At 73.5% G+C, this 11,677-nt stretch carries 12 protein-coding genes; 9 read left to right on the top strand and 3 right to left on the bottom strand.

Annotated features, from left to right (window positions below; translation table 11 throughout):
* The first annotated feature begins 166 nt into the window (after positions 1-166).
* The 6 genes from EES43_RS04725 (at position 167) to EES43_RS04700 (ending at position 6,141) form a co-directional block, all read left to right on the top strand.
* Entirely contained in the window at positions 167-787 is a 621-nt protein-coding gene (locus EES43_RS04725; protein WP_124271784.1) for a TetR/AcrR family transcriptional regulator, read from the top strand.
* 239 nt (positions 788-1,026) lie between these two features.
* Positions 1,027-2,490, top strand: a complete 1,464-nt coding sequence (locus EES43_RS04720) for a CitMHS family transporter (RefSeq protein WP_124267514.1) — start codon at positions 1,027-1,029, stop codon at positions 2,488-2,490.
* A complete protein-coding gene (locus EES43_RS04715) occupies positions 2,490-3,707 on the top strand; it encodes an MFS transporter (RefSeq protein WP_124267513.1) in 1,218 nt (405 codons plus the stop codon). Before EES43_RS04720 ends, EES43_RS04715 begins: the two co-directional genes overlap by 1 nt.
* Positions 3,708-3,871: 164 nt before the next feature.
* On the top strand, positions 3,872-4,951 hold the full coding sequence (locus EES43_RS04710) for a zinc-binding dehydrogenase (RefSeq protein ID WP_124267512.1): 1,080 nt from the start codon (positions 3,872-3,874) through the stop codon (positions 4,949-4,951).
* A 180-nt stretch (positions 4,952-5,131) separates the two neighbouring features.
* Complete coding sequence (locus tag EES43_RS04705) at positions 5,132-5,422, top strand: YiaA/YiaB family inner membrane protein (protein WP_124267511.1); 291 nt, start codon at positions 5,132-5,134, stop codon at positions 5,420-5,422.
* A gap of 92 nt (positions 5,423-5,514) precedes the next feature.
* The gene (locus EES43_RS04700) at positions 5,515-6,141 is read left to right on the top strand and encodes a TetR/AcrR family transcriptional regulator (RefSeq protein ID WP_124267510.1); all 627 of its coding nucleotides are present in this window, start codon (positions 5,515-5,517) and stop codon (positions 6,139-6,141) included.
* Between the two features lie 15 nt (positions 6,142-6,156).
* Here the strand turns inward: EES43_RS04700 and EES43_RS04695 are convergent, their stop codons facing one another.
* Complete coding sequence (locus EES43_RS04695) at positions 6,157-6,618, bottom strand: MaoC family dehydratase (RefSeq protein ID WP_124267509.1); 462 nt, start codon at positions 6,616-6,618, stop codon at positions 6,157-6,159.
* A gap of 214 nt (positions 6,619-6,832) precedes the next feature.
* On the opposite strand from EES43_RS04695, the gene soxR reads away from it, so the two are divergent.
* Positions 6,833-7,309: a redox-sensitive transcriptional activator SoxR gene (gene soxR, locus EES43_RS04690; protein ID WP_124267508.1), complete on the top strand. Its 477-nt coding sequence runs from the start codon at positions 6,833-6,835 to the stop codon at positions 7,307-7,309.
* Positions 7,310-7,448: 139 nt separating this feature from the next.
* On the opposite strand, the gene EES43_RS04685 is transcribed toward soxR, so the two are convergent.
* Together EES43_RS04685 and EES43_RS04680 are read right to left on the bottom strand one after the other, a co-directional pair.
* On the bottom strand, positions 7,449-8,063 hold the full coding sequence (locus EES43_RS04685; RefSeq protein WP_124267507.1) for a hypothetical protein: 615 nt from the start codon (positions 8,061-8,063) through the stop codon (positions 7,449-7,451).
* A 545-nt stretch (positions 8,064-8,608) separates the two neighbouring features.
* Complete coding sequence (locus EES43_RS04680) at positions 8,609-9,940, bottom strand: exo-beta-N-acetylmuramidase NamZ family protein (RefSeq protein ID WP_124267506.1); 1,332 nt, start codon at positions 9,938-9,940, stop codon at positions 8,609-8,611.
* A 173-nt stretch (positions 9,941-10,113) separates the two neighbouring features.
* Here EES43_RS04680 and EES43_RS04675 point away from each other — a divergent pair, with 173 nt between their 5' ends.
* Together EES43_RS04675 and EES43_RS04670 are read left to right on the top strand one after the other, a co-directional pair.
* A complete protein-coding gene (locus EES43_RS04675; protein ID WP_124267505.1) occupies positions 10,114-10,878 on the top strand; it encodes an SDR family oxidoreductase in 765 nt (254 codons plus the stop codon).
* A gap of 150 nt (positions 10,879-11,028) precedes the next feature.
* Positions 11,029-11,622, top strand: coding sequence for a TetR/AcrR family transcriptional regulator (locus EES43_RS04670; protein WP_124267504.1), 594 nt, complete (start codon positions 11,029-11,031; stop codon positions 11,620-11,622).
* The last annotated feature ends 55 nt before the right edge of the window (positions 11,623-11,677 follow it).

Here is an 11,677-nt window from a genome sequence, read left to right as displayed (position 1 = left end):
CGGACAACGAATCCTATGTTCCACCGTAGGAATGGAAGGAGGGCGCGTCAACGGCGACATTCGCGCCATTCGCGGGGACCTCGGGGCGCGGGGTCGCGGCCCGGTCGTCCCGGACGGTACGGGTGAACACCGCACCGCCGTCGGCGCGGCGGACGCCCACGGCATGATGGGGCGCGTGCCCCATGCGAACCAGAACCTCCGCCGCGCCCCCGTGCAGCAGCGCAGCGCCGAACGCCTCGCCCGGATACTCGACGCCTGTGCCGAACTGCTCGACGAGATCGGCTACGAACAGCTCTCGACCCGTGCCGTCGCCGCGCGCGCCGAGGTGCCCATCGGCTCCGTCTACCGCTTCTTCTCCAACAAGCGGGCCCTGGTCGACGCCCTCGCGCTGCGCAACCTCGACCGTTACGCCGAGCGCGTCCGCCTGCGCCTCGCCGCCCTCCCCGCCGCCGACTGGCGCGCGGCCGTCGACGCCGTGATCGACGAGTACCTGGAGATGAAGCGGACCGTGCCCGGCTTCGCGCTGGTCGACTTCGGGCCCCCGGCGCCCGCCGCCGACGCGCCGGACGATCCCAACCGCCGCGTGGCGGCCCGGCTGGCCGCCCTCCTCGCCGCCCATCTCGGCCATCGCCCCGGCCCGGACCTGCTCCTGGCCGTCCTCGTCGCGGTCGAGGCCGCCGACGCGCTGCTCCAACTCGCCTTCCGCGCCGACCCGTCCGGCGACGCGGCGATCATCGGGGAGACCCGGGCCCTGGTGCGGTCCTACCTCGGGCGCACCTTCGGCTGACCCGGGCGGCGCGGGCCCGCCGCGCCGGGCCCCCGCGTCCCGGGGCGCGCGACACCGCCGCGGCCGTGCGCGCCCGTGCGCCACCGCCCAGCCCCCCGCGCCAGCAGCACGGCGTTGACCTGGGGTTTTGCTCGTATTGCTCACGTGTCAACGTCTTGTTAACGCGGGAGAGCGGCCCCTAACGTCGTCCGGACCGCCGAGACCGGTGGGAGTTCAAGGATGAACGTTAGGTATCCCCCATGCTGACAATCCTCGGCTTCGCCATGATCGCGACCTTCCTGGTCCTGATCATGACGAAGAAGATGTCGCCGATCGCGGCGCTGGTACTGATCCCCGCACTGTTCTGCGTCGCCGTCGGGCAGGGGGCGAAGCTCGGCGACTACGTCATCGAAGGCGTCGGCAACCTGGCGCCGACCGCCGCGATGCTGATGTTCGCCATCGTCTACTTCGGCGTGATGATCGACGTCGGCCTCTTCGACCCGATCGTCCGGGGCATCCTGCGCTTCTGCCGGGCGGACCCGATGCGGGTCGTCGTGGGGACGGCCGTACTCGCCGCGATCGTCTCGCTGGACGGCGACGGCTCCACCACGTTCATGATCACCGTCTCGGCGATGTACCCGCTCTACAAGCGCCTCAAGATGAGCCTCGTCGTGATGACGGGCGTCGCGGCCACCGCGAACGGCGTGATGAACACCCTCCCGTGGGGCGGCCCCACCGCCCGTGCCGCGACCGCCCTCAAGCTGGACGCCTCCGAGATCTTCGTGCCGATGATCCCGGCGCTCGCCGTGGGACTGCTCGCCGTCTTCCTGCTCTCCTACGTGCTCGGCCTCCGCGAGCGCAGGCGCCTGGGCGTCCTGACCCTGGACGAGGCGCTCGTACGGGAGCCCGAGGCGGAGACCGTCCTGGCGGGCGCGGCCGGAACGGGCGACGGCGCGGGCCTCCCGCGCAGGAGCCCCGCACTCTCCGCCGGGACCGGTGCGGCCACTGCCGGGACCGGTGCGGACGCCCCGGCGGGCGGCGGCGAGGACACGGCCGAGGAAGAGGCAGAAGAAGAGGAGGAGTTCAAGGGCCTCGACCCGAACCGCTCCACGCTCCGCCCGAAGCTCTACTGGTTCAACGCCGGCCTCACCGTCGTCCTGCTGGCCTCGATGATCATGGAACTGCTGCCGATCCCGGTGCTCTTCCTGCTCGGCGCGGCCCTGGCCCTCACCGTGAACTTCCCCCACATGCCCGACCAGCGGGCCCGGATCGCCGCCCACGCCGACAACGTCCTCAACGTCTCCGGCATGGTCTTCGCCGCCGCCGTCTTCACCGGCGTCCTCACCGGCACCGGCATGGTCGAGCACATGGCCGACTGGCTCGTCGGCGCGATCCCCGACGCGATGGGCCCGCACATGGGCCTCGTCACCGGCCTGCTGAGCCTGCCCCTGACGTACTTCATGTCCAACGACGGCTTCTACTTCGGCGTCGTGCCCGTCCTCGCCGAAGCGGGGGCCGCCCACGGCGTCTCCCCGCTGGAGATCGCCCGCGCCTCCCTGGCCGGCCAGGCCCTCCACATGTCCTCGCCGCTGGTCCCGGCCGTCTACGTGCTGGTCGGCATGGCCAAGGTCGAGTTCGGCGACCACACCCGGTTCACCGTGAAGTGGGCCGTGCTCACCTCCCTCGTGGTCCTCGGAGCGGGCATCCTCTTCGGCACCATCTGATGGCGCCGCGACCCGGGCCCGGCAGGGGCTGGCTCCTGCGTCTCGTCATCGCCTTCGCGTTCGCGCAGGGAGCGGTGTCGATGGCGCGGCCCGCCGTCTCCTACCGGGCCCTCGCGCTCGGTGCGGACGAGAGCGCGATCGGCGTCATCGCCGGGGTCTACGCCCTGCTGCCGCTGTTCGCGGCGGTGCCGCTCGGCCGCCGCACCGACCACGGCCGGTGCGCGCCCCTGCTGCCGCTCGGCGTCCTCCTCGTCTCCGGCGGCTGCGCCCTGAGCGGCCTCGTCTCCTCGCTGCCCGCGATGGCCGCCTGGAGCGGCGCGATGGGCCTCGGCCACCTCTGCTTCGTCATCGGCGCCCAGTCGATCGTGGCGCGGCGGTCCGCCCCCGACGAACAGGACCGTAACTTCGGCCACTTCACCATCGGCGCCTCGCTCGGCCAGCTGATCGGGCCCATCGCGGCCGGGTCGCTCATCTCCGGCCAGGGCGCCGCCCTCGGCCGGACGAGCGCGCTCGCGCTCCTCGTCTCGGCGGTGGTCGCCTCCGCCGCGCTCCTGTCGCTGTGGCGCATCGAGGGCCGCCCGGCCGCCGGCCCCGGCGCGGGGAACGGCCGCAAGGTCCCCGTCCGCACCATCCTCGGCGCACGCGGCGTTCCGGCGGGCATCTTCATCAGCATGGCCGTCCTGTCCACGACCGACATCCTCACCGCCTATCTGCCGGTCGTCGGCGAGCACCGCTCCATCCCCCCGGCCACCGTCGGGCTGCTCCTCAGCGTGCGGGCCGCCGCCACCATCGCCTGCCGCCTGGTGATGGCGCCGATGCTCCGCCTCCTCGGCCGCACCGCGCTGCTGACCACCAGCTGCCTGCTCGCCGGACTCCTCTGCGCGGGTGTCGCCCTGCCCGTCCCCGTCCCCGTGCTCGCCGTCGTGCTGGGCGTCCTCGGCTTCTGCCTCGGCGTGGGCCAGCCGCTGTCGATGACCACCGTCGTCCGCGCAGCGCCCGCCGAGGCCCGTTCCACCGCGCTCGCGCTGCGGCTCACGGGCAACCGGCTCGGCCAGGTCGCCGCCCCGGCGGCGGCCGGACTGATCGCCGGAGTGGCGGGCACGGCCGCCCCGTTCGTCCTGCTCGGCGCGCTGCTGCTCGGGGCGGCGGGCCTCGGCCTGCGCGGCGGCGCGCGGGGAGCGGCCGGAGGCCGGCGAACGAACCGGGACGGGACGTGACCGGAGTTTCCCGCCGGTGCCTGGCACCCGAAAACCGACGACGTTAGTTTGGGGTGCGTGCGCCGCGGCCCAGGGCCCGGGCGCCGACCCGTCCGGCGACCACCGTCCGCCCGCCCGTCCGCCCCAGCCGTCCGCCGTCCGTCCCGAAGTCGAGGAGACCGTTCGTGGTCCGCGCCGCCGTACTGCCCGCCGTCGGAGCTCCGCTGGAGATCACCGACATCGTCCTTCCGGAACCGGGCCCCGGCCAGGTGCGCGTCTCGCTCGCCGCCGCCGGCGTCTGCCACTCCGACCTGTCCCTGTCCAACGGCACGATGCGGGTCCCGGTGCCCGCCGTCCTCGGCCACGAGGGAGCCGGTACGGTCCTGTCGGTCGGCGAGGGCGTCGACCACGTCGAGCCCGGCGACGGGGTCGTCCTCAACTGGGCGCCGTCCTGCGGACGCTGCTTCCACTGCGGGATCGGCGAGGTCTGGCTCTGCGCCGACGCCCTCAAGGGCGCGGCCGGCACGCACGCCCGTACCGCCGACGGCGTCGGCCTCCACCCCGGCCTGAACGTCGCCGCGTTCGCCGAGGAGACCGTCGTCGCGGCGAACTGCGTCCTGCCCGCCCCCGAGGGCATCCCGCTCACCGACGCCGCGCTGCTCGGCTGCGCGGTGCTCACCGGGTACGGGGCCGTCCACCACAACGCCCGGGTGCGCGCGGGCGAGAGCGTCGTCGTCCTCGGGATCGGCGGAGTCGGCCTCGCCGTGCTCCAGGCCGCCCGTATCGCGGGCGCCTCCCGGATCGTCGCGGTCGACGTCTCCCCGGCCAAGGAGGAACTGGCCCGGCGGGCGGGGGCCACCGACTACCTCGTCGCCTCCGCCGCCACGCCCCGCGAGGTCCGCGCCCTCACGGGCGGGCAGGGCGCGGACGTGGCCGTGGAGTGCGTCGGCCGCTCGGCGACGATCCGGGCCGCCTGGGAGTCCACCCGGCGCGGCGGCCGGACCACGGTCGTCGGGATCGGCGGGAAGGACCAGGAGGTCGTCTTCAACGCGCTGGAGATCTTCCACTGGGGCCGCACGCTCAGCGGCTGTGTGTACGGCGACAGCGATCCGGCACGCGACCTGCCGGTGCTCGCCGGGCACATCCGCGCGGGCCGCTTCGACGTGTCCATGATGGTCACCGAACGCATCGGCCTCGACGGCATCCCCGCCGCCTTCGACACCATGCTCGCGGGCAGGGGCGGCCGGGCGCTGGTGGTGTTCTAGGCCCTGTCGTCGAACTGCCGCCTGCCGGAGCGTCGATGGTCGGGCGGCCGGGACGCGCCGACCATCGCGCCCCTCCCGCCCGGCCCGCACCCGCAGGCCCCGCGCCCGAACGCGCGTCTGAGTACCGCGGTGAGTACCCGCGCGGATGTGGCGGGCCCCGCGGCGGCGGAGGCTGTGCCCATGAGTGAGACGACATCGGTCAAGCAGCACAGCACCGCCGCCTTCTACGGCCAGGCCGTCGCGTCCTTCGGGGTGGCGATGGGCTCGGTGGCCCTCGGCGTCTACTTCCTGGACGCCGACGCCTGGGTACGCGCTTTCCTCGCCATCGGCGTGCTCTACCTCGTCACGTCCTGCTTCACCCTGGCCAAGGTGATCAGGGACCGCCAGGAGGCCGGGCAGATCGTCAGCCGGGTCGACCAGGCCCGGCTGGAGAAGATCCTCGCCGAGCACGACCCGTTCCAGAAGCTCTGACCGCCGCCGGACGGTCCGCCGCCCCGAACCCTAAGCGCTTGCTCAGGTTCGGGGTATGGTGTTCGTCCTGCTGACGGAGAGGGGCCCGCGCGATGAGTACGGCCAAGGACACGAGCGGCGATGACACGCCCTGGGGCGAGGTCACGCCCGAGGCGGCGCGGCGGCTGCTCGTCGCGGCCGTCGACGCCTTCGCCGAGCGCGGCTACCACGCCACCACCACCCGCGACATCGCCGGCCGCGCGGGCATGAGCCCCGCCGCGCTCTACATCCACTACAAGACCAAGGAAGAGCTGCTCCACCGGATCAGCAAGATCGGCCACGACCGCGCCCTGTACGTCCTCCAGGCCGAGGCCGACCGCGACGGCAGCGCCGCCGACCGGCTCGCCGGAGCCGTCCGGTCGTTCGTCCGCTGGCACGCCGAGCGGCACACCACCGCGCGGGTCGTCCAGTACGAGCTCGACGCCCTCGGCGAGGAGCACCGCGCCGAGATCGTCGAGCTGCGCCGCAGGAGCGACGCGGTGGTGCGCCGGATCATCAGCGAGGGAGTGCGGGCGGGCGAGTTCGACGTACCGGACATCCCCGGCACCACGCTGGCGGTGCTGTCCCTCTGCATCGACGTCGCCCGCTGGTTCAACGCCGCCGGCAGCCGGACGCCCGACGAGGTCGGCGGACTCTACGCCGGGCTCGTCCTGCGGATGGTCGGGGCCGGCCGCCGGTAGGGCCGCGGGCCGGGGTCAGAAGTAGTAGCGCGACACCGACTCGGCCACACAGGCCGGCTTGTCGGAGCCTTCGCGCTCGACGGTGACGCGGGCCGTGACCTGGACGCCGCCGCCCGCCTCCTCGACGTCCGTCAGCACCGCCGTGGCCCGCAGTCGCGAGCCGACCGGGACGGTCGAGGGGAAACGGACCTTGTTGGCACCGTAGTTGATGCCCATCTTCATGCCCTCGACCCGCATCACCTGCGGCACCAGGGCCGGCAGCAGGGAGAGCGTCAGATACCCGTGGGCGATGGTCGTGCCGAACGGCCCGGCGGCGGCGCGCTCGGGGTCGACGTGGATCCACTGGTGGTCGCCGGTGGCCTCGGCGAACCGGTCGATCCTCTCCTGGTCGATCACCAGCCAGTCGCTGTGACCCAGTTGCTCGCCCACGCCGTCACGCAGTTCCTGCGCGGACGTGAAGGTCTTCGGCTCTGCCATGGCTCTGCGGTCCCTGCCTTCCGGTCTCTGCTTCCACGCCGAACGGTTCGCGGCCCCGGCCGCATCTCCCGGCGTGCTGTCCAAGCGCTTGCTCAGCATCCTTGCGCGGTGCGCTCCTGTCAACGACACGGCCGCTCCGGGAGGCCGTGCGCTTCGCCGGGCGTCCTACCGGGTAGGGCCGTCGGTTCGAGGCCGGACCAGTAGGGTCTGCGGAGTGCCACAGATCCCGCAGACGCTCCATGAACTCTCGGTCGGCCAGCTCTCCGCGCGCAGCGGCGCGGCGGTGTCCGCCCTGCACTTCTACGAGTCCAAGGGCCTGATCAGCAGCCGACGCACCAGCGACAACCAGCGCCGCTACTCGCGCGACGCGCTGCGCCGGGTCGCCTTCGTACGGGCGGCCCAGCGGGTCGGCATTCCGCTGGCCACGATCCGTGACGCACTCGCCGAACTGCCCGAGGGGCGCACGCCCAACCGCGACGACTGGGCCCGCCTCTCGCAGACCTGGCGCAAGGAACTCGACGAGCGGATCGAACAGCTGCACCGGCTGCGCGACCATCTGACCGACTGCATCGGCTGCGGCTGCCTGTCGCTGGAGACATGTGTGCTCTCCAACCCCGACGACATCTCCGGCGAACGGATCACCGGTTCGCGGCTGATGCCCGAGCGCAGGCGGCGTACGGACACCGACTGACCCGCGGCCTCCCGCTCCCCGCGCCGCGCCCCCGCTCAGCCGCTCACAGCGCCGGTTCGCCGACGCCGGGCCCCGGCCCGGGCTCCCGGTCCCTTGTCTCAGGCCCCGGAGACGCCGCGCCGCACGCCGCCGCCGCGCCTCACGCCGCCGCCCCGGCGAGCCGGCGACGCCGTACCAGCCGGGCCCGTGCCAGCGTGCGGTCGGTCAGCACGGGCTGCGGCACCGCGATCCCGCACCCGGTGCACACCGGACCCGACACCGGCTCGTGCTCACGCCCCTGCCGCCACTCGATGCCCGTGTCCGCGCAGACCGGGCAGGCGGAGCCCGGTCCGGAGCCGAGCGCCGCGATCAGCCGGCGCAGCACCTCGGCGAGCGGTTCGGTGGGATGGACCCCCGGGTCGGAGCAGCGGGCCACCCCGTGACCGCCCCAGGTCCGGCGGTGCCAGTCGTCGAACGAGGTGGGCCGCCGCAGCCCCTTGTGCTTCTCCCGCCGCCGCCGCTCGGCGAATCCCGCCTCGTACGCGAGCCAGATGGCCCGCGCCTCCTCCAGTTCGTCCAGCGCGCCCAGCAGACGGGCCGGATCCGGGGCCCGGTCCTCGGGATCGATCCCGTGCCGGGCGCACAGATGGTCCCAGGTCGCCCGGTGCCCGTAAGGGGCGAACCTCTCCAGGCACTTGCGCAACGAGTACCGCCGCAGGGCCAGATCGCCCAGCGGATCGCGGACCTGTCTCGCAAGACTTCGGAAACCGGCCATGCGACTGCCACCTCCGTCGTTCGTCCTTCGACATCAAGGAATGGACGTACGCCTGCCCGCTCAGGCTCCATCGAAAGATGAAATCCGCCCATTGGCCGAGACTCCCCACGTGAGGCGGGTGAAACGGACGGAAGCGGAACGGCGCGCGGGCGGGTGGTGCGCAGGCGTGCGGCGGTCGCGGGCCGGGTGCGCGCCGGACCGGCCGGCCCGTGGCACGGGCCCCCGCCCGGCCTCCGGCCCGCCGCGCTGAACAGCCGGAACGGGGGTGGCGGGAGTGGCGGAACACCAAACCGGGACGCGACAGGGCACCGCCCGGGACAGCGCCTCCGCGCCGGGGCGGCCCCGCGTCCGTCGCGGTGCTCGCGCAGGTCGGCCGGAAGTCGCCGCCGAGCAGCGGCGGTTCGCCGCTCCGGTCACCGGCGCGGACGTCGGGTGGGCGGGCCGGTATGCGCCGCGGCGGGCCCGCCGTGGGTGACGACGGGGCGCCTCCCATCCGTCGTCCGGCCTTCAACCGCCTTACCGGCCTCCATCCGCCGTACCGGCCGTCAACCGCCGTACCGCAGATACTTCCGCCGCTTCACCCGGAACGCGGCCAGGTCCTCCTGCCACGCGCCGGCCACCGCGTCGGTGTCCGCGCCCGCGTCGATCATGGTGCGCACCCGTGCGCTGCCGGTCAGCTTGTCGATCCAGCGGTCCTCGCGCCAGGCGAAGCCGCTCCAGCTCCGCTTCGCCGTCACCAGGAGCCCGATGCCGGTGCGGACCGGGTCGAAGACCTCGCGGTCCTGGACGTGCACCTGGACCCCGCCCACCGTCCTTCCCTGGAACTTGGAGAACGTCGGCGCGAAGTACGCCTCGCGGAACGCCACTCCGGGCAGCCCCAGCGCGTTGGCGCCGGCCGCCCAGCGGCGGTCGATCCCCTCCGCGCCCAGCAGTTCGAACGGCCGCGTCGTCCCCCGGCCCTCGGAGAGGTTCGTGCCCTCGAAGAGGCAGGTGCCGGAGTAGACCAGGGCCGTTTCGGGCGTGGGCATGTTGGGGCTCGGCGGCGCCCAGGGCAGACCGGTCGCGTCGAAGAAGTCCGAGCGCCGCCAGCCCGACATCGTCACCACGTCCAGCCGCACCGGGTTCTCGTGCAGGAACTCGGCGTTGAAGAACAGGGCCAGCTCCGCCACCGTCATCCCGTGCGCCTGGGCGATCTCGCGGCGGCCGACGAACGTGGCGAACGCCGGATCGAGCACCGGCCCCAGCGCCGCCCGCCCGCTCACCGGGTTCGGCCGGTCCAGCACCACCAGGCGCCTGCCCGCCAGCGCGGCGGCCTCCATGCAGTCGTACAGCGTCCAGATGTACGTGTAGAAGCGGGCACCCGCGTCCTGGATGTCGAAGACGACCGTGTCCACGCCGGAGGCGGTGAAGACGTCCGCGAGAGGCTGCCCGCTCTTGAGATACGTGTCGTAGACCGGCAGCCCGGTCGCCGGATCGTCGTAGCGGCCCTGTGAACCGCCCGCCTGCGCGGTGCCCCGGAAGCCGTGCTCGGGGCCGAAGACGGCGGTCAGGTCCACCCGGTCGTCCGCGTGCATCACGTCGACGATGTGCCGCACGTCGGCCGTGACGCCGGTCGGGTTGGTGACGACGCCGACCTTCTGGCCGCGCAGCAGCCGGTAGCCGTCGGCGGCCAGCCGGTCGAAGCCGGTGCGGACCCGGTCCCGCCCGTGCCCGCCGCGACCGGCGGCGGAAGAGGCCGAGGAGGAAGGGGCCGGGAAGGGGACGGCGGAGGAGGCGGCGGCCGAGGTTCCGGAGGCCGCGGACGCGCCGGCCGCCGTCGCCGCGAGCGCTCCGACGGCGCTTCCGGCGGCCAGCAGACCGCGTCGGGACAGGCTCATCGCACAACCTCCATGATCGCGTCGACTGTCATGGCCACGCACGCTAGCGCGGGTGCGGGCCGCACGGAACGACCCGGGCCCGGCGGATTCGCCACGCGGGCCCGAGGCCCTTCCGCGATCACATACCGACTGGTTAGTATGTCGGAGTGGTCGAACAGAGAGGCGGGACGGCGATGGGTGCTGTGCGGGGTCAGGGCGTGGTGGTCACAGGGGCCGGAGGCGGCATCGGAGCCGCGCTGGCCCGCGGGTTCGCCGCACGCGGCGCACGGGTCGTCGTCAACGACCTGGACGACGCGCGGATCGGGCCGCTCGCCCGGGAGATCGGCGGCACCGCCGTCGCCGGGGACGCCTCCGGCATCGTGGACGCCGCCCGCGACGCGCTGGACGGCGTCATCGACGTCTACTGCGCCAACGCGGGCCTCGCCTCGCCCGGCGACGCCTTCGCCGAGGAGGAGGTCTGGGCCGCAGCCTGGGATGTCAACGTGATGGCGCACGTCCGCGCGGCCAGGGCCCTGCTCCCGGACTGGCTGGAGCGCGGCGGCGGCCGGTTCGTCAGTACCGCCTCGGCCGCCGGGCTGCTGACGATGATCGGCGCTGCCCCGTACAGCGTCACCAAGCACGGTGCGGTCGCCTTCGCCGAGTGGCTCTCGCTCACCTACCGCCACCGCGGGCTGAAGGTCCACGCGATCTGCCCGCAGGGCGTGCGCACCGACATGCTCACCGCCGCCGGGTCGGCGGGCGAGCTGGTCCTCGCTCCGAGCGCGATCGAGCCGGAGGCGGTCGCCGACGCCCTGTTCGAGGCGATCGACGAGGACCGCTTCCTCGTCCTGCCGCACCCGGAGGTCGCCGGCTACTACCAGTCCCGCGCGGGGGATCCGGACCGCTGGCTCGGCAACATGAACCAACTCCAGCGCACCTGGGAGGCGAACGGCGGGTGACCGCCTCCCTCCCGCGTGCTTCCCGGCGCGGTGGCCTGGCGGAGCCGCCGAGGGCGGCGGGTGGGAAGATCCTGGGGCGGGAACCGCGTTCCCTCCGTTGAAACAGCGTTCGAACAGCGTACGCACGGCACGAAAGGCAGGTGGCGGCTCATGGCCAAGGCGACGGACCCGAACGGCACCCCCGTCCCCCAACGGCTGCTGGCCGCCGCCACCCGGCTCTTCGCCGAGCGCGGCTACGACCGCACCTCCGTCCAGGAGATCGTCGAGTCCGCAGGCGTCACCAAGGGGGCGCTCTACCACTACTTCGGCTCCAAGGAGGACCTGCTCCAGGAGGTCTACGCCCGGGTCCTCAGGCTCCAGCAGGAACGGCTGGACGCCTTCGCGGACGCCGACGCTCCGGTGGAGCGGCGGCTGCGCGACGCGGCGGCCGACGTGGTCGTCACGACCATCGACAACCTCGACGACGCCGCGATCTTCTTCCGCTCCATGCACCACCTGAGCCCGGAGAAGAACAAGCAGGTACGGATGGAGCGCCGCCGCTACCACGAGCGCTTCCGGGCCCTGATCGAGGAGGGGCAGCGCAGCGGGGTGTTCTCCGGCGCCACGCCCGCAGACCTGGTCGTCGACTACCACTTCGGCTCGGTCCACCACCTCTCCACCTGGTACCGCCCGGACGGCCCGCTCAGCCGCGAGGAGGTCGCCGGCCACCTGGCGGACCTCCTGCTGCGGGCCCTGCGCCCCTGACTTCCTCCGATCACCCGTTCGTTGAGAGAACGGGCATGTCCGGTTCCCGCTCTTG

It is taken from the genome of Streptomyces sp. ADI96-02, from assembly GCF_003846185.1.
Lineage (GTDB): Bacteria > Actinomycetota > Actinomycetes > Streptomycetales > Streptomycetaceae > Streptomyces.
This window is presented reverse-complemented; position numbering and strand designations above follow the sequence as displayed.